Here is a 23,333-nt window from a genome sequence, read left to right as displayed (position 1 = left end):
GAGTCTGCTCGCTGCCGGCCTCGCGCTCGGCCTGGCGAGCTGCGCTCCCATGCCGCCTGCCGTGCCGCTGGCAGCACAACAGCCGCAGGCGCGGGTTGAAACCGCGCGCGGCGAGACCTCCGCCGCGCGCAGCAAGCAGATCATCGAACGCCTGAAGGCCGATCCCGGCACGCCCAGCCCCATCCTGGACCGCCACCTGGCCATAGAGAGCGCGCTCACCGGCCAGCCGCTGGTGACGGACAACGAAGTCACCCTGCTGCAGGACGGCGATGCGACCTACAGGGCGATGTTCGCGGCCATCGAATCGGCCCGCCACCACGTCAACATGGAGACCTACATCCTGCAGGCGGACGAGGCCGGCCAGCGCTTCGCCGATGCCCTGATCGCCAAGCGCCGCGAGGGCGTGGTGGTGAACCTGCTCGTCGACAGTGTGGGAACGCTGGAAACGCCGGCGGAGTTCTTCGACCGGCTGCGGGCGGCCGGCGTGTCGGTGCTCGAATACAACCCGATCAATCCGCTGCAGGCGCCGGCCGGCTGGGACCCGAACCAGCGCGACCACCGCAAGCTGCTGATCGTCGACGGCCGGGTGGCGGTGATGGGCGGCATCAACATCAGCGCCGAGTACTCCAGCGGCTCCATCCCGCGCAGCCGCGAAGAAGCGGCGCGAAGGCGTGCCAAGAACAAGGAGCCACAGCGGCCCTGGCGCGATACCGACCTGCGCATCGAGGGTCCGGTGGTGGCGGAGTTCCAGCAGATCTTCCTGAACACCTGGGGCGAACAGAACGGCCCGCCGATCTCGGGCGGCGACTACACGCCGCCGCCGCCGCGCCAGCCCGTCGGGCGACACGTGGTGCGCGCCATTCCCAGCACGCCTCGCGACACGCAAAGCGCGATCTACAACACCCTGATGTCATCCATCGCGCATGCCGAGGAGGAGATCTTCATCACGATGGCCTACTTCGTGCCGGACGTGCAGTTGCTCGATGCCTTGTGCACGGCCGCCCGCCGCGGCGTCGATGTCGAGCTCATCCTGCCCCGCCACACCGACGTGGCCCTGGTGCAGAGCGCCGGCCGCTCGCACTACGGCACGCTGCTGCGCTGCGGCGTCAAGCTCTATGAGCGGCGCGAAGTGTTGCTGCATGCCAAGACCGCCGTGATCGACGGCGTCTGGTCCACCGTCGGCTCGGCCAACCTCGACTGGCGCAGCTTCGTGCACAACCAGGAGCTCAATGCGGTGGTGCTGGGCAGCGGTTTCGGCGACCAGATGCGCAACGCCTTCGCACGCGACCGCGCGGCGTCCGAGCAGGTCTCGCTGCAGGCCTGGGAGAACCGACCGCTGGGCGACCGGCTGCACGAGTGGCTCGGGCGCCTGCTCGCTTACTGGCTTTAGGCGCCAGAGCGGCTGGCTCGGCTCAGCCGTCGGAGTCGCTGTCTGTGTTGGTGTCGAAGCTCAGCCGGCCGGTCCGGGTCTCGGTGATCGAGGTTCGAATGCCGGCCGCGACGTTGCGGGCGATGAGGGATTCAGTGTCCGTTCCCGCCTGCGCGTTCTGGCTGTGCCAGAACGGTCCGCGCGTGCCTTCGTCCGGCAGGCCGACCACCTCGGCGCAGGAGCCGCACGGGCGCCTGGTGCCGGCCAGGCGCTGCGCATCGAAGTCCGGATCCAGCGCCTCGACGAAATCCTTGATCCGCCTTTCCGCGTGCAGGTCCACGGTCCTCTGGGCTCTGCCGTAGGAGCGCGCCGGCACCTGGAAACGCCGTTCGGCGATGGCGGCCAGGATCTCCTCGAGCTCGGTTTCGCTCGTGTTGCCGAGATCGCCCATGGCGTGGGACAGCCGCGCCTGGTGGCGCTCGGCGCGCGTGGACGCCGTCGCGGCATCCTGCCCGTCCCCGGCCAGCAGGGACTCCATCCCGCCAGCGGCCAGGAAGTCCCGCAGATCGTTGTTCACCCCGTCGACGTTGGACGACACCACGATCTGGCGCATTCCGCGGTGAAAGTAGCACTGGAACTCCACCCCCAGCGGGAACTGCTGCATCAGGACGGTCGCCAACCAGCGCAGGGCCTGGCGCGGCCGCTCGCCCGCATAGGAGCGCGGGCCGCGAACGGCCTGCGGATCGGCATAGAAGATCTGCCTCAGGCGCCCGGCGGCACCGGGGCCCGGGTCGTGGCTGTCCGGCAGGACGATCAGCGTCCGGTCGGGGGCGCGGCCGGCACCCGGCAGGCGCAGGGCCTTCAGGGGCGCGGCCCCGGGCGGCTGCTCCGGCCCACCGGCCAGCGAGGTCTGCAGGCGGTCCAGCATGCCGGCCATCGCGGGGCGCATCAAGGCATGGTCGCCGGTGATGCGGTCGTCGATCGCGGCGCGATCCTGCAGGGCTCCGTCGGGGGTCGCCAGCACGGCGAGCAACTGCGCGGAGATGCCCGCCACGTGCGCCGCGTCGAGCAGCGAAAGCGGCGGCTGCGAACGCATCACGGCGAAGGCCTGCATCACGCCATCGAACTGGCGGCTGAGCTGGTCGTGCGCATCCCGCAGTGGCATCGCGACGGCGGGCAGGGAAGCGGCGTCCGCGTGGTGGCCCAGGCGAGCCAGCGCAGCCACGATGGCATCGCGGTGCTCGGCGAAGTCGGGCATGGCGGCGACCGTCTCGATGCCGGCGCGAGGCCGGCCCGAGGTGCTGAAGTACTTGGTGATGGACACCGGCAGGCCCTGGTCGAGGCAGGCCTTGGACAGCCCCTGCTGCGGCGAATCGGCCAGCGCCTGCAAGGCGGCCGCGATGTCGCGTGCGCTCACCGCCTTCAGCTCGCCCGGTACGGCGTCGGCGACTTCGGCGGCGAGGTCGTCATGGCCGAGGACGGACAGCGCCAGGAGGATGGCGTCGCCCTCGTCGGCGAAGCCCGGCAGGTTGGCCACCGATGAAGGCGGCGTCTTCAGGCGTCCGTCGGCGGTGAGCCAGTCGGCCAGGGTCCACATCGAGACCTGGAAGCCCTGCTGGCGCAGCTGCTCGGTCAGCGCGGGTTGGGAAAGTTTGCGTCCGCGCCCGCCCGTTCGTTCGCGATGCTCGACGAGAGCCTCCAGGGCGCTTCTAAGCACGAGCGCGTCCATCTTGGCACGGCCGCGTTCCGGTGGCTCGGGCAGCGCGCCGGCGTGCAATCCCAGCCTGGCGACGAGCGGCTCCAGCTGAGCCCGGAATTTCGCGTAGTCCGGCATCTTCGACAGGCGGGTGGCGAGGTTCTCGGCCTGCCAGCGGCCGGCCGCCAGCCACTTGTTCGCCGTGGGCCGGGGGATGTTCAGGTTGTCGGCGTTCTCGCGCGCAGGGACGCCGTCGGCATGCGCGGTCAGGAGCCGCAAGGCGATCGCGGCCGACATGGGCAGCGGGGCCGCCGGCCTGGACGATGCCGCTGCGCCGTCCGCCCCGCCCGACGCGCTCGCCGCCGCCGGAGCAGCCCGCGATGCCGGGAGAGCAGATGTGCGGGGCCCCAGCGAGGAGGCGGGCGTCGATGCCGGCCGCGCCGGAGGCAGCCCGGCGGGGCGGCTGCCGGAGGCCGAAGATTCGCCTTCGCGCCGGGGGCGCTTGGGGGCCGGCGGCGGCTCACGCCCGGGCCGCGAGACCTCGTCGCCCCGGCCTCGGCCGACACCACCCACCATGGCAAACCTCCGTCATCGTTGCCTGCTACGAAGGGCGTGGAGGTGCAGCAACAGGCACGCGCGCCGTCCGGCTGGGCGACTCGCCGTCCAGCAGCCTTCAGCGTACGGGCGCCGGCCGACGCGCCCGGCACGGACGCGCATCCATGGCCGGATTCGCGAAGCCGGGCGCGTTCAGCCCCGCTTCTTCAGCAGCGCGTGCAACAGGATCGCGCCGAAGGTGGCGGTGCCGATGCCGCCGAGCGCGAACTCGCCGAACTTCAGGGTGTAGTCGCCAGTGCCCAGCACCAGCGTGACGGCGGCGACGATGAGGTTGCCGTTCTGGCTGAAGTCGACGCGGTTGTCGACCCAGATCTTGGCGCCGGCGATGGCGATCAGGCCGAACACGACGATGGACACGCCGCCCATCACCGCCAGCGGGATGGCCTGGATCAGGGCGCCGAACTTGGGGCTGAAGCCCAGCAGCACGGCGATCAGCGCGGCCACCACGAACATCGCGGTGGAGTAGATCTTGGTGGCCGCCATCACGCCGATGTTCTCGGCATAGGTGGTCACGCCGGTGCCGCCGGCACTGCCGGACACCATGGTCGCGATGCCGTCGCCGAGGAAGGCGCGGCCGATGTACGGGTCGAGCTTGCGGCCGGTCATCGCGCCCACGGCCTTCACGTGGCCCAGGTTCTCGGCCACGAGGATGATGGCCACCGGCGCGATCAGCAGAATGGCGTGGCCATCGAACACCGGCGAAGCGAAGTGCGGCGCGCCGAACCAGGCCGCCGCCGCGATGCCGCTCACGTCTATCGGCTTGCCCCAGCCCAGCCCGTTGGCGAGGACCGCGTAGATGATGGTCGCCAGGATCAGGCCGACGAGGATCAGCAGGCGCTGCAGCATGCCGCTGGTGCGCACCGCCACGAGGCCGACCGAGACGAAGGTCACCGCCTGCATGCACTTGTCGAAGTCGGTGGGCGCCATGTTCTTGATCGGGATGCCGGCCAGGTTCAGGCCGATGACCGCCACCACCGCCCCGGTGACGACCGGCGGCATGAGCTTCTCGATCCAGCCCGTCCCCGACGCCATCACCAGCAGGCCGATGAGCGCGTAGAGCGCGCCGCAGACCACGATGCCTCCGAGCGCGAGCCCGACGTTGGCGTTGGCACCCCCACCCGCATAGCCGGTGGCGGCGATGACCACGCCGATGAAGGCGAAGCTGGATCCCAGGTAACTCGGCACCTGGCCGCCCACCACGACGAAGAAGATCAGCGTGCCGATGCCGGACATCAGGATGGCGACGTTGGGATCGAAGCCCATCAGCAGGGGCGCCAGCACCGTGGCGCCGAACATCGCGATCACGTGCTGGACGCCCAGCGCGAAGGTTTGCGGCCAGGGCAGGCGCTCGTCCGGGGCGACGACGGTGCCGGCGCGCGAGGGGACCTCGCGCCAGGTGGGGATCAGGCTCATGCGGGCGGCTCTTTGCTTCGGTGATGGGTAGCGGCTCGGTCGCCGGACGAGTCGTGCGGCGCCGGGCGCAGTGTAGGAGGCACAGGGCTTGCATGGCCCCGGGGGTCGCACCGAGGGAGTGCATCCCATGACCTACGCCGCCACCCCGACCCGCCCGGCCGCCGCCTCGGCACCGAAGCTGCACCAGTCGGCCCACATCGCCGCCGAGGCCTGGACCCAGCTGGTCAACCAGGCCGGGCGCCAGCGCATGCTCTCGCAGCGCATCGTCCTGCATGCCCTGCTGGCCCGGCGGGGTGATGCCTCGGCGGCAGGCCTGGCCCGGGACTCGCTGGCCATGTTCGCTTTCAGCCACCAGACGCTCAGCCGCGGCCACCCGGACATGCCGATGCCGGCCGACCCGCGCTTGACAGGGGCCTTCCACGGCACCGGCGGCGCCGACCCTGCGGTGCGCGATTTCGTGGCGCTGGCCGAGCGCGCGCTCCAGCCCGGGGCACCGGAAGCGGCCATGGACCAGCTGGCTGGCCAGGCCACGCCCATCCTCGGCGTGCTGCAGCGGGTGGCGCAGCTCTACGAAACCCTGGCGCAGGAGGCCGCGCGCACCCAGCGGCGCCAGACCACCGAGTTGATCGAGCGCATCCACCGTGTGGCTCGCGAGGCCCGCATCGTCACCTTCAACGCCCGCGTAGGCGCCGCCCGGGCCGGCCATGCCGGCCGGGAGTTCGCAGCACTCGCGGACATCCTCGCCCTCATCAGCGAGGAGGTGGAGCAACTGGCCACCCAGGCCGGCCAGATCAGCAAGGCGGCGTGACGCGGTCTGGCCGATGACGGTGGCGCGGCTAGGCCGCAAGGCCCCAGCCCAGCCCAGCCCAGCTCCAGCTCCAGCTCCAGCTCCAGCTCCAGCTGCAGCTCCAGCTCCAGCTCCAGCTCCAGCTGCAGCTCCAGCTCCAGCTCCAGCTCCAGCTCCAGCTGCAGCTCCAGCTCCAGCCCCAGCCCCAGCCCCAGCCCAGCCGCAGCACCAGCACCATCAGCAGGCACTGCACCAGACGGCAGACAGGACAGCCGAAATCGACGGCGGCCACCGGCTCGCCCATGCAGCCCCCGATGGGCTCGGTGTGCCAGACAGAGCGCCGGGCAGATCAGCCGGGAGGCTTGTCCTCCCCTGTCTTGGGCAGCCGGCCGAAGCGCATGAGCCGTGAGCTGATGGCGCCGCGGCTGCGCTCATGCAGCCGCGCCAGTTCGGCGATGGACTTGCCGCCGTCGAATGCTGCCGTCAGTCGCTCATCCTCCTCGCCGCTCCAGGGCTGGCCGGCTTTGCCGGGCGCGTCGGCCTTGCGTGCCGAGTGGGCGGCCACTTGCTCCAGCGCCCTGGCCGCAAGGAACAGGGCCCGGATGACATGGGGATGGCTCAGGGGCGCTTCGTCCGTCAGCACCTCGCCGGTCGTTGCGTCCACACCTCCTGCGAGGCCTTCGATGATTTCTCGCGCCTGCGTCGGCGTCATTGGCGGTCTCCCATGAAACGTCCAGTGGATCTGACCTCGCAATTCATCCATTCGTCCCTCGAGGCCGTCGGGACGCGATGGCGCAAAATGCATCATTCCATCGCCGCAACCGCCTGTGAAAAGAACCCCACCCGCACGCCCTCGCCTTGGCTGCACGCCCAGGGAGTAGCGTGAACCGACGAGCGAAAGCGTTCGGACTCACCTAGGGATCAAGAGCCCGAGAGCGGGTGGGGAAACCATGCCAGGTCCTCCCTGCGAGGGGCCTCACCCACCTCGCCAAGTTTCTTGTTATGCATTTTGCGCCATGCTCGGGCCGCAGCATAACGCGCAACAAGGCCGTATGCAATAGGCATACCCTTGCGGGATGGCAACGATGGACAGCCCGCGGCAGAACCAGCGCCGGGCGCAACTTCAAAGACTGATCGAAGAGGCCGGGCAGGCGGCCGACCTTTCACGCCTGAGCGGCACGCCGAACACGCACCTCAGCGCCATCCTGGCGGGGCGTCGGGGGATAGGCGACCAGCTGGCCGCCAAGCTCGAAGCCGTCATGGGCAAGCCCGCGGGCTGGATGGACCAGGCGACCGTCACGATGCCGGGTTATCCGGCTTCGACCGCGACCGTCCTGCACGCGCGCGAACGCGAGCCGCAGCCGCACGCGGAGCTGGCCCGGGCGTTGGAAACCATCGCGTTGGCCGCAGCCCGGCTGGACGCCGTCGAGCGCCGCCAGGTCGCCGCGCTGCTGGCCCTGCTCGCCGAGGAGCCCACCCACCGGCGCGCGACCTGCGCGGCGCTCACGCGCCTGCTGCAGCCTCCGGCCGCCAGCCCCGCGGCACCGCGCCGATGAGCTTGCGGGTGTACTCCTGCTGCGGGGCCTTCAGGATCTCCTCGGCGCTCGCCTGCTCGACCACCTCGCCGTCCTTCATCACCAGCACCTCGTCGCTGATGAAGCGCACCACCGCGAGGTCGTGGCTGATGAAGAGGTAGGCCAGGCCGAGCTCGTCCTGCAGGTCGCGCAACAGGTTGAGCACCTGCGCCTGCACCGACACATCCAGCGCACTGACCGCCTCGTCGAGCACCAGCACCTCCGGCTGCAGCGTCAGGCAGCGCGCGATGGCGATGCGCTGGCGCTGGCCGCCGGAGAACTCGTGCGGGTACTTGCCGAAGGCCCGCTCATCCAGTCCGACCTTCTGCAGCAGCTCTCGTGCACGCTGCTCGCGCTCGGCCGTGGAGGCGCCGATGCCGTGGATGGCCATGGGCTCGACCAGCGTCTGGCCGATGGTGAAGCGCGGGTTCAGCGAGGCATAGGGATTCTGGAAGACGATCTGGATGCGGCGCCGCATGGCCTGCCGCTCGTGATCGCTCAGGCGCAGCAGGTTCCTGCCGCCGAACATCACCTCGCCGCTCATCGGCCCCGAGTGCGCCTCGTGCAGCCGCAGCAGGGTCAGGCCCATGGTCGTCTTGCCCGAGCCCGATTCACCCACCACGCCGAGGGTGTGGCCGCGCCGCAGGCGGAAGGTCACGTCGCGCACGGCCTTGAATTCGCGCCGGCCGAAAACTCCTTCGCGGATCCAGAAGCTCTTGTCCAGCGCCTTGACCTCCAGCACCACCGGCGCATGCGGATCCTTGGCCTTCGCCGGCTCGCGCGCGCCGCGCCCGGCGATGTGGTCGTCGATCACCATCAGGCGCGCCGGGCTCACGGCCTCCAGCGCGGGGCGGCAGGCCAGCAAGGCCTTGGTGTAGGCGTCGTGCGGCGCGCTGAAGATCTGCGCCACCGGCCCCTCCTCGCGCACCGTGCCCTGGCGCATCACGACGACGCGGTCGGCGATCTCGCCCACCAGCGCGAGGTCATGGCTGATGAAGAGCACCGACAGGCCGTGCTTCGCCTTCAGGCCCGCCAGCAGCTCCAGGATCTGGCGCTGGATGGTCACGTCCAGCGCCGTGGTGGGCTCGTCGGCGATCAGCAGCTTGGGCTCGCAGGCCAGGGCCATGGCGATCATCACCCGCTGCTGCTGGCCGCCGGACATCTCGTGCGGGTAGCTCTTCAGCCGCCGCGCCGGATCCTTGATGCCCACCTCGGCCAGCAGGCTCTCGGCGCGCTCGAACGCCACCTTGCGCTTCAGGCCCAGGTGCACGATGAGCGGCTCGACCAGCTGTGCGCCGACGCTGAGCACCGGGTTGAGCGAGGACATCGGATCCTGGAACACGCAGGCGATCTCGTGGCCGCGCAGCTGGCGCATCTCGCTCGGCTGCGCCTGCATCAGGTCCTTGCCGCGCCAGAGGATGCGGCCGGAGCGCTCGGCGTTGTCGGGCAGCAGGTTGACGATCGACATCGCCGTCACGCTCTTGCCCGAGCCGGACTCGCCGACCAGCGCCAGGGTCTGGTTCTGCGCGATGTCGAAACTCACGCCCACGTCGCCACGGCCGACGGCCTCGGCGCGTTGCACCACCCCGTTCGCCTCGCCCAGGCGGAAGGCCACCTTGAGGTCTTGCACCGACAACAGCTGGCCCGTCACTGTGCCCCCCGCAATTTCGGATCCAGCGCATCGCGCCACGCATCGGCCATCAGGGAGAAAGCGGTGACGAAGACCGCCATGAACAGCGTCGCCGCCGCCAGCTGCCACCAGTAGCCGAGGATCAGCTCGCCCTGCGCCTCGGCCAGCATGGTGCCCCAGCTGACCTGGTCCACCGGCACGCCCAGGCCCAGGTACGACAGGATCACCTCGCTCTTGATGAAGCCCACCACCAGCAGACTCATGCGCACGAGGATCACGTGGCTCACGTTCGGCAGGATGTGGCGGAACATGCGAGAGCTCGTCGACGCGCCTATGGCCTCCGCCGCGCGCACGTACTCGCGCGTGCGGTGCTTCATGAACTCGGCGCGCACCTGCCGGTACAGCCCCGTCCAGCCGACCAGGCCCAGGATGATCACCACCGTCCAGATGCCGCGCGGGATGACGGCGTCCGCGCGGTTGAGCACCGCGGCCAGGGCGAGGATGAGCATGATGTCCGGGATGGCGGTGAAGACCGCATACAGCCACTCGAGGAAGTCGCCGACCTTGCCGCCGAAGTAGCCTGAGAGGGCTCCGAGCAGCGTGCCCAGCAGCGTGGCCATCAGGGCCGCGAGCACGCCCACCGCGACCGACACCTGCGTGCCCTTGATGGCCTTGGCGAGCACGTCGCGGCCCAGGCGGTCGCCGCCGAAGGGCAGGGTCTCGGCCCTGGCCTGGACGGCGGTCTCGTACTTCTTCGACAGCTCGGCCCACTCCTTGTACTTGGGCGCCAGCGGGTCGACGTCGCTGATGTCGACGTTCGGGCCCCTGGGCTGCTCGATGGCGCCGGTCGCCTCGGGCGGCGCCGGGCCCATCAGCGTGGGCGGCGCGTTGGGCACCCCGATCTCGCGCTGCCAGCCCTTGGCGACCAGGCCCGCCGCCGAGGCCAGGATGAGCAGCAGGAAGGCCAGCACCACCAGCATCGAGACGAAGCCGACACGGTCGCTCTTGAAGCGCCGCCAGGCGGCGTGCCACACGCCTTCGGAGCGTTCCATCGCGGCCGCTGGCGTGGCAGCGCTGATCACCGCGCTCATTTCAGGACCACCCGTGGATCGGCGGCGGCATACAGCAGGTCGGTCGCCAGGTTGATCAGCATCGTCAGCATCGCCAGGTACACCGCCGCGGCCTGGATCACGGGATAGTCCGCGCGGTTGACCGCCAGCAGCACCTCGCGTCCCAGGCCCGGGATGGAGAAGAAGACCTCGATCAGGAAGGAGCCCACGAAGATGCCCGGCAGGGCCAGGCCCACGTTGGTCAGGATGGGAATCAGCGCATTGCGAAGCACATGCCTGAACAGCACCGGCCCTTCGCCCAGGCCCTTGGCGCGTGCGGTGCGCACGTAGTCCTGTCCCAGCTCGTCGAGGAAGAAACTTCGGTACAGCCGGGTCTGCGGCGATAGACCCACCGCCACCGCCAGCAGCACCGGCAGCGGCACGTAGGTGGCCAGGTTCTTCAGCGTCGAATCGCTCCAGCCCTGGACCGGGAACCAGCCGAGCTGGAAGCCGAAAACGTACTGCCCCACGATCACGTAGACGAGGAAGGAGATGGACAGCGCCACCGTCGTGGCCACCATCAGCGTGCGGTCGGTGAGCGAGCCCCGCACATAGGCCACGCCCAGCGCGATGGGGATGGCCAGCAGCGTGTCGAGGATGAGGATGGGCGTCATCACCGTCAGCGTCGCGGGCAGGCGGGTGGCGAAGATGTGACTCACCGCCTCCTGCGTCGCCCAGCTCTTGCCCCAGTCGAAGGTGACGATCTCCTTCAGGAAGATGCCGAGCTGGACCCACCACGGCTTGTTCAGGCCGAGCTGCTCGCGGATCACGTTGACCTGCTCGGGCGTGGCGTTCAGGCCCGCCAGGATCTCGGCCGGGTCATCGCCCACGAGCTTGAACAGGGCGAAGACGAACAGCACGACGCCGAGCAGCGTCGGGATCATCTGCCACAGGCGCCGGATCAGGTAGGCGACCATCGAGCTTCGAGAGCGTGGTGGGGATGCGGCGAGTGTAGGGTCCGCGATGCGCGCGGCCCCTCGGGGTTGGCCCCGCGTCGCCACCGATGGGCCAGTCGGGCGCGATGGACTATCGTTGGCCGGTGCTGCGCCGGGCGTCTCGAGATTGCTTGCTGGCCGCTGCGCTGGCGATCGCCGGCGCGGCGGACGCGGCCGTGCCCAAGGTGCTGCGCTACGCGGTGGAGGAGCACGCCACCTCGCTCGACCCTTCCGGCTTCGCCGACATCTACAGCGAGGAAGTGGCCGGCAGCATCTTCGAGCCGCTGTACCGCTTCGACTACCTCGCGCGGCCGGTGAAGGTGCGCCCGCAGCTCGCGGCGGCGCTGCCCGAGGCCAGCCCGGACCAGCGCGAATTCATCGTCCGCCTGAAGCCCGGGATCTTCTTCAGCGACGACCCGGCCTTCGGCGGCAAGCCGCGCGAGATCGTGGCCGAGGACGTGGTCTACAGCATCAAGCGCATCTTCGACCCGCGCTGGAAGAGCCCGCAGTACCCCAGCTTCTCCGACATCGGCATCAAGGGCCTGGAGAGCCTGCGCCAGCGTGCGGTCGAGACGCACGAGCCCTTCGACTACGCCAAGCCGGCAGAGGGCATCGTCGCGCTGGATGCGCACACCCTGCGCTTTCGACTCGAGCGGCCGCGGCCGCGCTTCGTCTTCGACCTGACCAACACGGTGGCCCCCACGGCGGTGGCGCGCGAGGTGGTCGAGCGCTATGGCGACGCCATCGGCGACCACCCGGTGGGCAGCGGGCCCTTCGTGCTCGCCTCCTGGCAGCACGGCTCGAAGATCGTGCTCGCCCGCAACCCCGCCTACCGCGAAGTGCACTACGACGAGGAGCCCGCCCCGGGCGACACCGCCGCCGAAGCCGTCGCCGCCCAGCTGCGCGGGCGCCGCCTGCCCATGGTCGACCGGGTCGAGATCTCGACCATCGAGGAGGACCAGCCGCGCTGGCTCTCCTTCCTGCAAGGCGAGCTCGACCTGGCCGCCCTGCCCGCCACCTACTCACCGACCGCCTACCCGCACGGCCACGTCGCGCCCGGCCTGGCGCGCCAGGGCATCCAGGCCCAGCGCATCGCCAGGCCGGATGTCGTCTACACCGTGTTCAACATGGACGATCCGGTCGTCGGCGGCTATGCGCCTTCGCAGGTCGCGCTCAGGCGCGCGATCGGCCTGGGCTACGACAACGAAGAGGAGGTGCGCACGCTGCGGCGCGGCATGGGCCTGCCGGCGCAGTCGGTGGTGCCGCCTTCGACCTTCGGCTACGACCCGCAGCTCAAGTCCGAGATGAGCGAGTACGACCCGGCGCGCGCCAACGCGCTGCTCGATCTCTACGGCTACGCCGACCGCGACGGCGACGGCTGGCGCGATCGCCCCGACGGCTCGCCGCTCGTCCTGCAGTACCACACCAGTGCCTCGCTGCGCCCGTTCAACGAGCTGTGGGAGCGCCGCATGCGCGCACTCGGGCTGAAGATCGAATTCATGCCCGGCCAGTGGCCCGAGCAGGCCAAGGCGGCGCGCGCCGGCAAGCTGATGCTGTGGTTCCTTTCGTGGAACGCCAGCGTGCCGGATGCAGAGCCCTTCCTGCGCCTGGGCTACGGGCCGGCGGTGGGCGGCGAGAACCTTTCGCGCTTCAGGCTGCCGGCCTTCGATGCGCTGTACGAGCGCCAGTCGCTCCTGCCGGACGGCCCCGAGCGCAGCGCCGTCATCGCCCAGGCCAACCGCCTGCTGCTGGCCTACATGCCCGTCAAGGCGCACGTGCACCGCATCGGCGTGTCGATGTACTGGCCGCGCCTGGTGGGCTACCGCCGCCATCCTTTCGTCCGTTCCTTCCACAGCTTCGTCGACCTGCAGTGACCTCCCTTCTTCTCAAGACCGCCCTGATCCTGAGCTTGACGCTGGCAGTCGCCGCGTCTGCCGCCGAAGCGCCGAAGGGCAGCCCCGCGAAGGTGCTGCGCTATGCCTTCCCCATCGCCGAGTCCGGCTTCGACCCGGCGCAGATCAGCGACGTCTACTCGCGCATCGCCGCGGGCAACATCTTCGAGGCGCCGCTGACCTACGACTTCCTCGCGCGGCCGGCGAAGCTGCGGCCGGCCACCGCCGAATCGCTGCCCGAGGTGTCGGCCGATTTCAAGACCTTCACCTTCCGCCTCAAGCCGGGCATCCACTTCGCCGACGACCCGGCCTTCGGCGGCAAGAAGCGCGAGCTGGTGGCCGAGGATTACGTCTATTCCATCAAGCGCCACTACGACCCGCGCTGGAAGAGTCCCAACCTCTACAACTTCGAGAACGCGAAGATCCTGGGGCTGAACGAGCTTCGCCAGAAGGCCATCCGCACGAACCAGCCCTTCGACTACGACACGCCGGCCGAGGGCCTGCGCGCGATCGACCGCTACACCTTCGTCGTGAAGGTGGCCGAGCCCTCGCCGCGCCTGGCGCTGGCCTTCGCCGATGCGGGCGTCAGCGGGGCGGTGGCCCGCGAGGTGATCGAGGCCGCGCCCGACAAGGCGATGGAGCATCCGGTGGGCACCGGGCCCTATCGGCTGGCGCAATGGCGCCGCTCCTCGCTGATGGTGTTCGAGCGCAACCCGAACTACCACGAGGTCCGCTACGAGGCGGATCCGCCGGCCGACGACCCCGTCTCGCAGGCCATCGCCGCAAAGCTGCGCGGCCGCCTGCTGCCGATGATCGACCGCATCGAGGTCCACATCGTCGAGGAGTCGCAGCCACGCCTGCTGGCCTTCCTCAACCGCGAGCACGACTGGCTGGACCGCCTGCCGCCCGAGCTGTCGCCGCCCTACGTCCCGAACGGAGAGCTGGCCCCGCACCTGCGCAAGAAGGGCATCCAGCTCGAGCGGGTGCCCGCCGTGGACGTGAGCTACAGCTACTTCGGCATGGAGAACCCGGTGGTCGGCGGCTACACGCCGGACAAGGTCGCCCTGCGCCGCGCGATCGGCCTGGCCTACGACGTGAACGCCGAGATCACGCAGGCCCGCAAGGGGCAGGGCATGCCGGCGCAGGCCATCGTGCCGCCGCAGATGAGCGGCTACGACCCCGCCTTCAGGAGCGAGATGAGCGAGCACGACGTCGGCAAGGCGCGAGCGCTGCTTGACCTCTACGGCTACATCGACCGGGACGGCAACGGCTGGCGTGACCACCCCGACGGCTCGCCGCTGCTGATCGAATACTCCTCGCAGCCCGACCAGGCCTCGCGCCAGCTGCAGGAGCTGTGGCGAAAGGCGATGGACGCGATCGGCGTGCGGGTGGAGTTCCGCATCGGCAAGTGGCCCGAGCAGCTCAAGGCCTCGCGCAGCGGCAAGCTGATGATGTGGGGCGTGGCCTGGAGCGCGACGCAGCCGGACGCGAGCGACCTGCTCGGCCTGATGTACGGCCCCAACAAGGGCCAGTCCAACCACGCCCGCTTCGACCTGCCGGCCTTCAACCAGCTCTACGAGCGCCAGGCCGCGATGCCGGACGGCCCCGAGCGCGAGGCGCTGATCCGCGAGGCCAAGAAGATCGGCGTGGCCTACATGCCCTACAAGATCATCACCCACCGCCTGCTGAACGACCTGATGCACCCCTGGGTCGTCGGTTACCGGCGCCACGCCTTCCTGCGGGGCTGGTGGCAGTACGTCGACATCGACCTGGACGTGCGCCAGCGGGCGCTGCACGAAGCCGCGCTGCCATGAAGCTGATCCGCCTGCTCCTGGCCGCGGGCCTGGCCTGCGCCTGCGGCGTGGCCCCGGCGGCAGGCGAAGGGGGCCCGCCCGCGAAAGTGCTGCGCTACGCCTTCCGCGTCGCCGAGACCAGCTTCGACCCGACGCAGATCAACGACCTGTACTCGCGCACGGTCACCGCCCACATCTTCGAGGCGCTCTACACCTACGACCACCTCGCGAGGCCGGCGAAGTTCAGGCCGCTGACCGCCGAGGCCCTGCCCGAGCACAGCGAAGACTGGCGGACCTGGACGATGCGCGTGAAGCCCGGCATCTACTTCGCCGACGACCCGGCCTTCGGCGGCGGCAGGCGCGAGCTGGTCGCCGAGGACTACGTGTACTCGATCAAGCGCTTCGCCGACCCGGCGCGCAAGAGCCCGATCTGGGGCTATGTCGACACCTACAAGCTGCTCGGCCTGGCCGAGGCGCGCCAGCGGTCCATCGATGGCAAGAAGCCCTTCGACTACGAAGCGCCGATAGAAGGCCTGCGCGCGCTGGACCGCTACACCTTGCAGATCAGGCTGGCCGAAGCGAGGCCGCGCTTCATCGAGTTCCTCGCCGCCAGCGACCTCTTCGGTGCGGTGGCCCGCGAAGTGGTGCAGGCCTACGGCGAGCGCACCGGCGAGCACCCGGTGGGCACCGGCCCGTTTCGCCTGGCCGAGTGGCGGCGCGGCAACTTCTTCGCCCTGGAGCGCAACCCCGGCTACCGCGAGCGCTTCTACGATGCCGAGCCGGCCGAAGACGATGCCGAGGGCCAGGCCATCGCGGCACGCTTCAAGGGCCGCCGCCTGCCGATGATCGACCGGGTCGAGATCTCGGTGATCGAGGAGAACCAGCCGCGCTGGCTGTCCTTCCTCAATGGGCAGCACAACTACATCGAGCTGGTACCGGCGGAGTACGCCAACCTCGCCATGCCCAAGGGCCACCTCGCGCCCAACCTGAGCAAGCAGGGCATGCAGGGCTGGCGCATGCTGCGCGCCGACAACCACGTCACCTTCTTCAATCTCGAAGACCCGCTGGTGGGCGGCTACACGCCCGACAAGGTGGCCCTGCGGCGTGCCATCGCGCTGGGCCTGGATGTGCAACGCGAAATCCGACTGGTGCACAAGGGCCAGGCCGTGCCGGCGCAAGGGCCGCTGCAGCCCAACACGAATGCCTTCGATCCGGACTTCCGCAGCGAGATGAGCGCCTACGAACCGGCGCGCGCCCAGGCCCTGCTCGATCTCTACGGCTACGCCGACCGCGACGGCGACGGCTGGCGCGACCAGCCCGACGGCTCGCCCCTGGTGCTCGAGTGGTCCATCTCCAGCGACAACCGCGACCGCCAGATGGCCGAGCAGTACCAGCGCGACATGGCGGCGCTGAACCTGAAGGTGCACTTCCGCGTCGGCCAGTGGCCCGAGCTGCTCAAATCGGCCCGCGCGGGCAGCTTCATGATCTGGCACGTCGGCAACCTCTCGGCCTCGCCGGACAGCATCGGCGCCCTGCAGCGCTACGACAGCACTCAGATCGGCGGGCAGAACATGGCGCGCTTTCGCCGGCCGGAGTTCGATGCGATCTACAAGCGCCTGTCGGCCCTGCCCGACGGCCCCGAGCGCGAAGCCCTGTTCGTGCAGGCCGAGAAGCTCGCCGCCGCCTGGATGCCCTACCGCGCCCGCTGGCACACCCTCGTCACCGACCTGGCCCGCGGCGAGCTGCAAGGCTACCGCCGGCCGCTGTTCTGGCAGGACTGGTGGCAGTACGTGGACGTGGCACCGCCGGCCGCGCGGAGAGTGGCGAAATGAGGCTCGCCCCCCTGCGCCCGCGGGCCGCGGTGGTCGATACCCACCGCTGGGTCACGCCGGAGGAACTCAACGTCGCGCCAGCGCTGCTGGGCCTGCCCTTGGCGCGGCCGGCGCAGCGGCTGGTGGCCATGGGCATAGACCTGGCCGCGATAGGCACGATGTCGAGCCTGGCCAATGGCTGGTTCTTCCTGGCCGGCCTGCTCGGGCTGGGCGAACGCGCCCTGTCCCGCCGCCGCGGGGCGCATCCGCTGCGCACCGCGCTGGCCTGGGGCCTGGCCGCGCTGATGGCCTTCGCCGGCGTGCGCGAGGCGATGGAAACGCCCTCGAAAGCCAGCCGCCCACCCTCGGCGAGCGAAGCCCTCGACGACGACGATGACGAGGAGGCCGCCGCGCGCAATGCGGCGCTCGTGATGGCCATGATCCAGGGCACCCCGCCGGCTTCGGCCATTGCCGCCACGGCCGCCTCAGCCAATGCGTTCTCCTCTTCGTCGCCTCCTGCGGCCTCCTCTGCTTCCGCGCCGGACGACGCGGCATCGGCCGCCGCCACCATCGCCGGCCTGCGCCAGCAGGTCCGCACGCTCAGGCTGACCCTCGCCCACGAGCGCGCGGCCGCCGAGCAGGCCCTGAAATCACAGAACTGGCGCGAGCGCGTGCGCCGGCTGGGGCTGGACTTCGGCATCGGCTACGGCTGGGCGCTGGCCTACTTCACGCTGCTGCCGGGGTGGTGGCGCGGGCAGACGCTCGGCAAGCGCCTGATGGGCCTGCGCGTGGTCGAGATCACCGGCAAGCCCATGGGCACGATGCTCAACCTCAAGCGCTTCGGTGGCTACCTGGCCGGCATGGCCACCGGCGGCCTGGGCCTGGTGCAGCTGCTGTGGGATCCCAACCGGCAGGCCCTGCAGGACAAGGCCGCGCACACCGTCGTCATCGACGAGCGCCGGCCGCGGCGCAGCGCGCAGCCCATCCCGCAACCGTTCCCCGACACGAGCCCCTGATGACCGCCCTGCCCGAACCGCGCATCGACGTCTACCAGCGCTGGCTGGCCGAACACCATGGCCTGCACTTTGCGAGTTATGAGGACCTGTGGCGCTGGTCGGTGACCGATCTCGAAGCCTTCTGGCGCTCGATCTGGGACCACTTCGCCATCGAGTCGCCGGTGCCGCCCAGCGCGGTGCTGGTCGAGCGGCGCATGCCGGGCTCAAGCTGGTTCCCCGGCGTCCAGCTCAACTACGCGCGGCAGGTGCTGCGCCATGCCGATGCGGCGCAGGCCGCGGGTCACCCGGCCATCGTGTGGGCGGACGAGCCGCTGCTGCGCTCGGGCGAGGTGCGCGAGGTGAGCTGGCGACAGCTGCGCGACCAGGTCGGCGCACTGGCTGCGTCTCTCAAGGCATTGGGCATAGGACGAGGCGACCGCGTGGTCGCGCTGCTGCCCAACCGGCCCGAGACCGTCGTCGCCTTCCTGGCCGCGGCCAGCGTCGGCGCGATCTGGTCGGTCTGTTCGCCGGACATGGGCCCCGTGGCCGTGCTGGACCGCTTCCGCCAGATCGAGCCCAGGCTGCTCTTCGCGGCCGACGGCTACCGCTTCGGCGGCGCGGAGCATGACCGGCGCGCGCTGGTCGCGCAGCTCGTCGAGGGCCTGCCCTCGCTCGCCCACGTGGTCGACGTGCCGGTGCTCGGGCTGCCGGTGGAGGCGGCGGAGCCAAGTCGCGTCAAGCGCCATCGCTTCGAAGAGCTGAGCAGTGGCCATCACCGCGCCGAACCCGAATGGCTGCCCTTCGATCATCCGCTGTGGATCGTCTACTCCAGCGGCACCACCGGCCTGCCCAAGCCCATCGTGCACGGCCATGGCGGCATCGTGCTGGAGGCGCTGAAGCTCACCACGCTGCACAACGACATCGGCGCCTCGGTCGACACCGGTGACCGCTTCCACTGGTACAGCTCCACCGGCTGGATCATGTGGAACTGCCAGGTCGGCGGCCTGCTGGGCGGCACCACCGTCTGCCTCTACGACGGCTCGCCGGCCTCATGCGGCGGCACGGCGGACTGGTCGCCCCTGTGGCGCTTCGCGTCGCTCGCCCGATGCAGCTTCTTCGGCGCCGGCGCGGCCTTCTACGCGAGCTGCCTGAAGGCCGAGGTGCGGCCGCAGCAGCTGGGCGATCTCTCGGCGCTGCGGGCCGTGGGCTCGACCGGCTCGCCGCTGGCCGAGGAAAGCTATCGATGGATCTGGGACCGGCTGCCGAAGGTCCGTGGCCGCGACATCTGGATCGCCTGCATCTCGGGTGGCACCGATTTCGCCGGCGCCTTCATCGCCGGCTCGCCCACCCTGCCGCTGGTGGCCGGCGAGATGCAATGCCGCTGCCTGGGCGCCGCGGTCGAGGCCTGGAACGAGCAGGGCCAGCCGTTGATGGACGAGGTGGGGGAACTGGTCTGCACCGCGCCCATGCCCTCGATGCCGTTGTACCTCTGGGGGGACGCGAGCGGCGAGCGGCTGCACGACAGCTACTTCGACATGTACCCCGGCATCTGGCGCCACGGCGACTGGGTCCGCCTCGTCCCCCATGAGGACGCGACCGCCGCCATCATCTACGGCCGCTCGGACGCCACCATCAACCGCCACGGCGTCCGCATGGGCACGGCCGAGCTCTACCGCGCGGTGGAGGCCCTGCCCGAGGTGCTGGACAGCCTCGTCGTCGACCTCGAGTACCTCGGCCGCGAGAGCTACATGCCGCTGTTCGTGGTGCTGCGCGAAGGCGTGGTGCTCGACGAGGGCCTGCGCCAGCGGCTGGTGGCCGAGATCCGGCGGGCGCTCTCGCCCCGCCACGTGCCCAACGAGATCCTGGCCGTGCCGGCGATCCCGCGCACGCTTTCGGGCAAGAAGATGGAGCTGCCGGTCAAGAAGCTGCTGATGGGCGCCGACCCGGCGAAGGTGATGAACCGCGATGCGATGGCGAATGGCGAGGCGGTGCAGTGGTTCGTCGACTTCGCGGCCCGGCGCTCCCCCTGAGCCGGCATTCAGCCCCGCGCCGGCACGGGGTAGCGGCGGCCCACCACAATCCGCCGCTTCTGCATCCCACCCGCTGCCCATGACGAAGACGCTGGCTGAATTCCCCATCACGTCCCGCTGGCCCGCGCGCCACCCCGAACGCCTGCAGCTTTACTCGCTGCCCACGCCCAACGGCGTCAAGGTCGCCATCCTGCTCGAGGAGACCGGCCTGCCCTACGAGGCGCACCGCGTCCAGTTCGAAACGAACGACCAGCAATCGGCCGAGTTCCGCTCGCTCAACCCCTACGGCAAGATCCCGGCCATCATCGACCCCGACGGCCCCGGCGGGCAACCGCTGGCCCTGTTCGAATCCGGCGCGATCCTGTGGTACCTGGCCGAGAAGACCGGCCGCTTCGTGCCTGCCGACCCGGCCCTGCGCTACGAGACGCTGCAATGGCTGATGTTCCAGATGGGCGGCGTCGGGCCCATGTTCGGCCAGGTGGGCTTCTTCCACAAGTTCGCCGGCAAGGACTTCGAGGACAAGCGCCCGCGCGACCGGTACGTCGGGGAAAGTCGCCGGCTGCTGAGCGTGCTGGAACAAAGGCTGGCCGGACGCCGCTGGGTGATGGGCGACGACTACACCATCGCCGACATCGCCATCTTCCCGTGGGTGCGCAACCTGGTGGGCTTCTACGGCGCGGGCGATCTGGTCGGCATCGGCGACTTCCCTGAAGTGCAACGCACGCTGCAGGCTTTCGTCGACCGGCCGGCGGTGGCGCGTGGGTTGACTATCCCCACGCCAGTCGCGGCTTGAGCCGCGCGAACCTTTCACCTCGGTTCGTTCGCCCGACTGCGTTCGGGCTCCCATTCCGTTCAGGCGGGACCTGTCGGAGCCTCGTGCACTGGGCCCTTCGACAGGCTCAGAGCGGACGGGGGTGGGGTGGTCCGGGCTGAGCCTCCATTCCCCACTGACGGTGACCCTTTATTCCCTTTCAGGCTGAGCCCGTCGAAGCCTCGTGCACTCGGCCCTTCGACAAGCTCAGGGCGAACGGGGGTGGGGTGGTTCAGGCTGAGCCTTCGTTCCCATCGACGGCGAACCTTCTTTCCCGTTCAGGCTGAGCTTGTCGAAGCCTCGTGCACTGGGCCCTTCGACAAGCTCAGGGCGAACGGGGGCGGGGTGGTCCGGGCTGAGCCTTCGTTCCCATCGACGGCGAACCTTCATTCCCCGTTCGGGCTGAGCTTGTCGAAGCCCCGTGCATTGGGCCCTTCGACAGGCTCAGGGCGAACGGGGGTGGGGTGGTCCGGGCTGAGCCTTCGTTCCCATCGACGGTGAACCTTCTTTCCCGTTCAGGCTGAGCTTGTCGAAGCCTCGTGCACTGGGCCCTTCGACAAGCTCAGGGCGAACGGGGGCGGGGTGGTTCGGGCTGAGCCTTCGTTCCCATCGACGGCGAACCTTCTTTCCCGTTCAGGCTGAGCTTGTCGAAGCCCCGTGCATTGGGCCCTTCGACAGGCTCAGGGCGAACGGGGGTGGGGTGGTCCGGGCTGAGCCTTCGTTCCCATCGACGGCGAACCTTCTTTCCCGTTCAGGCTGAGCCTGTCGAAGCCCCTTCACTCCATCAGCACGTTGAGGATCGCATTGCCGATGCCCATCAGCGCCGAGCCCGAGATGAGGCCGGCACACATAGGCTCGGCGCCCTCGACCCAGATGGCATGCTTGCGGGTGCCCGGCGCCTTGTGCCTCAGGCCCATCAACCAGAAGACCAGCGCGCCGACGAACATGGCGAAGGTGGACTCCGGCGGCAGCACCACGCCGAGGCCGACCGAGACGGCCGACAGGCCGAAGCGGCCCTTGGTGGCCACGCGGGCCAGCTCCATCGCGATGGCCGCCACCACCGCCACGCCCATCGTGATCAGCGCCGATTCGGGCAGGCCGCCGAAGCCCTTGCCGATGATCTCGGCCACGCCCTTCCACTGCAGCGCGCTGGGGAAGGCGAACTGGTCGGAGACGATCTTGGCGGTGGAGCGCACGCCGCTCGCATCCGGCCGCAGGAACAGAAGGAAGTACAGCGGCACGCAGGCGATGACGCCAGCGAACAGCCCGATCACATGGCCGATCGCCTGGTGGCGCGGCTTGCCGCCCAGCATGTAGCCGGGCTTGATGTCGGACAGCAGGTTGGCCGCGTTGGAGGCGATCTCGCCGGTCATGCTGGCCGGCAGCAGGTTGCTGGCCGGGTTGCTGCGGTCGATCGCGCCGATCGAGAACTGGGTGATCTTCGACAGCGCGCCGGTGGGCGTCCAGGAGGTCAGCGCCATCGAGTTGGTGCAGATCACCGTCAGCACGAAGATCAGCGGCAGCGACAGCAGAGCCAGGCCGATGGGCACCCCGAAGAAGGCATGCGTCGCCCACGCGCCCAGGATGCTGAGGATGGGCACGCCGACCCAGCTCAGCCACAGCGGCAGCTCGATGTGCGCCAGCGGATCCGGGCCCGCCGCGGCCTGGCTCGCGGCCGAGCCGCTGCGCATCGACTTGAACATCGAGGTGAACAGCTCCGGCTTGGCGAACAGGCCCACCAGCGAGCCCGCGACCATCATCGCCACGCCCCACCACAGCGACCACTGGTTGACGATCTCTGCGCGCGACAGCGGCACCACCTGGCCGTTGGCCAGCACGCGCTGAACGATGTCGCCCTTCTGGATCATGATCGGCGCCAGGACCACGAAGTTGACGAAGGCGCCGAGCAGGCAGCTGGTGGCCACCGCGATGCCCATCAGGCCGCCCACGCCCAGCATGGCGGCATCCAGCGTCAACCGCAGGCCCAGCGTGCGGATGTCGGTGTTGAGGATCTTCAGCGCCGCGCCGCCGGCCTGGTAGTAGTAGGTGTCGAGCCGCTCATGGATGGTCCACGGCTCCTTCAGGCCCGCCCACTGGTGCAGGCGCAGGATCTTGAACTGGATGAGCTTCATCCAGCCGTCGCTGATCAGGGCCTGCCAGGTCGCCGTGCCCAGCGCCACCACGCCCAGCAGCCGCGCCTGGAACATGCCGGCGCCGGCGGCACCGTGGTAGAGCGCATCCAGCACCACGCCGCTCGCACGGCCCTCGGGGAAGGGCAGCTGGTCCTCGTTGATGAAGCGGCGCTTCATGGGGAAGGCGATGAGCACGCCGATGAGCGAGATCAGCACCGCCCAGACCATGATCTGCCACCACGGCACGATCACGCCGGTGATCAGCATGTACGCCGTCAGGCCCGCCGTCAGCCACGACACGGTGTAGCCCGACGAGGTGGCGATCGACTGGGTGCAGTTGTTCTCGAGGATGCTGAAGTCCCGGGCCAGGCCGGCGCTGTTCAGGATCCGGTAGATCGCGAAGGCCAGGATCACCGAGGTCAGGCCCACGCCGATGGTGATGCCGGTCTTGGCCGCGATGTAGAGCGCCGTGGCCGCGAGCACGCCGCCGAGCAGGAAGCCGGTGATGCCCGAGCGGATCGTCAGCTGCGGCATGTCGCCGCGGTAGATGTTCTTCAGCCACCACTCGTCCTTCTCGCGGCGGGTCCAGGTGCGGATCTGTTCGTCGGTCAGTTGCTGCAGGGCCATGGTGTGGTGTGCAAGGTGGCGGCCGGGGTCGGGCCGGGCGGGATTGTTGCAGCGGGCCGCAGGCCTGCGGGCAGGGGGATTCCAGGGGCGATGCCCCCTAGGACCGGCCGGCCC

At 69.9% G+C, this 23,333-nt stretch carries 17 protein-coding genes; 9 read left to right on the top strand and 8 right to left on the bottom strand.

Annotation, left to right across the window (positions count from 1 at the left end; all coding sequences use genetic code 11):
• The first annotated feature begins 49 nt into the window (after nucleotides 1-49).
• Nucleotides 50-1,390, top strand: coding sequence for a phospholipase D-like domain-containing protein (locus ACS5PM_RS11230; RefSeq protein ID WP_439387702.1), 1,341 nt, complete (start codon nucleotides 50-52; stop codon nucleotides 1,388-1,390).
• Between the two features lie 22 nt (nucleotides 1,391-1,412).
• Here ACS5PM_RS11230 and ACS5PM_RS11225 read toward each other — a convergent pair whose 3' ends face one another.
• Together ACS5PM_RS11225 and ACS5PM_RS11220 are read right to left on the bottom strand one after the other, a co-directional pair.
• Nucleotides 1,413-3,362, bottom strand: coding sequence for a hypothetical protein (locus tag ACS5PM_RS11225; protein WP_439387701.1), 1,950 nt, complete (start codon nucleotides 3,360-3,362; stop codon nucleotides 1,413-1,415).
• A gap of 450 nt (nucleotides 3,363-3,812) precedes the next feature.
• Nucleotides 3,813-5,093, bottom strand: coding sequence for a solute carrier family 23 protein (locus tag ACS5PM_RS11220; RefSeq protein ID WP_439387700.1), 1,281 nt, complete (start codon nucleotides 5,091-5,093; stop codon nucleotides 3,813-3,815).
• Between the two features lie 127 nt (nucleotides 5,094-5,220).
• Here ACS5PM_RS11220 and ACS5PM_RS11215 point away from each other — a divergent pair, with 127 nt between their 5' ends.
• Nucleotides 5,221-5,901: a type IV pili methyl-accepting chemotaxis transducer N-terminal domain-containing protein gene (locus tag ACS5PM_RS11215; RefSeq protein ID WP_439387699.1), complete on the top strand. Its 681-nt coding sequence runs from the start codon at nucleotides 5,221-5,223 to the stop codon at nucleotides 5,899-5,901.
• A 28-nt stretch (nucleotides 5,902-5,929) separates the two neighbouring features.
• Here ACS5PM_RS11215 and ACS5PM_RS11210 read toward each other — a convergent pair whose 3' ends face one another.
• Both ACS5PM_RS11210 and ACS5PM_RS11205 read right to left on the bottom strand, forming a co-directional pair.
• The gene (locus ACS5PM_RS11210) at nucleotides 5,930-6,184 is read right to left on the bottom strand and encodes a hypothetical protein (RefSeq protein WP_439387698.1); all 255 of its coding nucleotides are present in this window, start codon (nucleotides 6,182-6,184) and stop codon (nucleotides 5,930-5,932) included.
• Nucleotides 6,185-6,229: 45 nt separating this feature from the next.
• Nucleotides 6,230-6,592, bottom strand: coding sequence for a hypothetical protein (locus tag ACS5PM_RS11205; RefSeq protein WP_439387697.1), 363 nt, complete (start codon nucleotides 6,590-6,592; stop codon nucleotides 6,230-6,232).
• Between the two features lie 373 nt (nucleotides 6,593-6,965).
• On the opposite strand from ACS5PM_RS11205, the gene ACS5PM_RS11200 reads away from it, so the two are divergent.
• The gene (locus tag ACS5PM_RS11200) at nucleotides 6,966-7,436 is read left to right on the top strand and encodes a hypothetical protein (protein ID WP_439387696.1); all 471 of its coding nucleotides are present in this window, start codon (nucleotides 6,966-6,968) and stop codon (nucleotides 7,434-7,436) included.
• Here the strand turns inward: ACS5PM_RS11200 and ACS5PM_RS11195 are convergent.
• The 3 genes from ACS5PM_RS11195 to ACS5PM_RS11185 are packed head-to-tail and all read right to left on the bottom strand — an operon-like array spanning nucleotide 7,384 to nucleotide 11,110.
• Nucleotides 7,384-9,105 (bottom strand): ABC transporter ATP-binding protein, encoded by a 1,722-nt coding sequence (locus tag ACS5PM_RS11195; protein ID WP_439387695.1) that lies wholly within the window; start codon nucleotides 9,103-9,105, stop codon nucleotides 7,384-7,386. The two genes, ACS5PM_RS11200 and ACS5PM_RS11195, sit on opposite strands and share 53 nt — an antisense overlap.
• Complete coding sequence (locus ACS5PM_RS11190; protein WP_439387694.1) at nucleotides 9,102-10,175, bottom strand: ABC transporter permease; 1,074 nt, start codon at nucleotides 10,173-10,175, stop codon at nucleotides 9,102-9,104. The genes ACS5PM_RS11195 and ACS5PM_RS11190 overlap by 4 nt, the downstream gene beginning before the upstream one ends.
• Nucleotides 10,172-11,110 (bottom strand): ABC transporter permease, encoded by a 939-nt coding sequence (locus ACS5PM_RS11185; RefSeq protein ID WP_439387693.1) that lies wholly within the window; start codon nucleotides 11,108-11,110, stop codon nucleotides 10,172-10,174. The genes ACS5PM_RS11190 and ACS5PM_RS11185 overlap by 4 nt, the downstream gene beginning before the upstream one ends.
• A gap of 149 nt (nucleotides 11,111-11,259) precedes the next feature.
• On the opposite strand from ACS5PM_RS11185, the gene ACS5PM_RS11180 reads away from it, so the two are divergent.
• The 6 genes from ACS5PM_RS11180 to ACS5PM_RS11155 all read left to right on the top strand — a co-directional run bounded on the left by ACS5PM_RS11180 (nucleotide 11,260) and on the right by ACS5PM_RS11155 (nucleotide 20,442).
• Nucleotides 11,260-13,002 (top strand): ABC transporter substrate-binding protein, encoded by a 1,743-nt coding sequence (locus ACS5PM_RS11180; protein WP_439387692.1) that lies wholly within the window; start codon nucleotides 11,260-11,262, stop codon nucleotides 13,000-13,002.
• Nucleotides 12,999-14,834: an ABC transporter substrate-binding protein gene (locus tag ACS5PM_RS11175; protein ID WP_439387691.1), complete on the top strand. Its 1,836-nt coding sequence runs from the start codon at nucleotides 12,999-13,001 to the stop codon at nucleotides 14,832-14,834. The genes ACS5PM_RS11180 and ACS5PM_RS11175 overlap by 4 nt, the downstream gene beginning before the upstream one ends.
• Nucleotides 14,831-16,645: an ABC transporter substrate-binding protein gene (locus ACS5PM_RS11170; RefSeq protein ID WP_439387690.1), complete on the top strand. Its 1,815-nt coding sequence runs from the start codon at nucleotides 14,831-14,833 to the stop codon at nucleotides 16,643-16,645. The genes ACS5PM_RS11175 and ACS5PM_RS11170 overlap by 4 nt, the downstream gene beginning before the upstream one ends.
• The gene (locus tag ACS5PM_RS11165; RefSeq protein WP_439387689.1) at nucleotides 16,642-17,640 is read left to right on the top strand and encodes an RDD family protein; all 999 of its coding nucleotides are present in this window, start codon (nucleotides 16,642-16,644) and stop codon (nucleotides 17,638-17,640) included. The genes ACS5PM_RS11170 and ACS5PM_RS11165 overlap by 4 nt, the downstream gene beginning before the upstream one ends.
• On the top strand, nucleotides 17,640-19,649 hold the full coding sequence (locus ACS5PM_RS11160) for an acetoacetate--CoA ligase (protein WP_439387688.1): 2,010 nt from the start codon (nucleotides 17,640-17,642) through the stop codon (nucleotides 19,647-19,649). Before ACS5PM_RS11165 ends, ACS5PM_RS11160 begins: the two co-directional genes overlap by 1 nt.
• Nucleotides 19,650-19,728: 79 nt before the next feature.
• On the top strand, nucleotides 19,729-20,442 hold the full coding sequence (locus tag ACS5PM_RS11155; RefSeq protein ID WP_439387687.1) for a glutathione S-transferase N-terminal domain-containing protein: 714 nt from the start codon (nucleotides 19,729-19,731) through the stop codon (nucleotides 20,440-20,442).
• 794 nt (nucleotides 20,443-21,236) lie between these two features.
• On the opposite strand, the gene ACS5PM_RS11150 is transcribed toward ACS5PM_RS11155, so the two are convergent.
• Nucleotides 21,237-23,219, bottom strand: a complete 1,983-nt coding sequence (locus ACS5PM_RS11150; protein WP_439387686.1) for an OPT family oligopeptide transporter — start codon at nucleotides 23,217-23,219, stop codon at nucleotides 21,237-21,239.
• Nucleotides 23,220-23,333 lie beyond the last annotated feature (114 nt).

The organism is Ideonella flava (genome assembly GCF_051857595.1).
Classification (GTDB): Bacteria; Pseudomonadota; Gammaproteobacteria; order Burkholderiales; family Burkholderiaceae_C; genus Ideonella.
The sequence above is the reverse complement of the archived record's forward strand: the minus strand, read 5'-3'. Positions and strand labels throughout refer to the sequence as shown.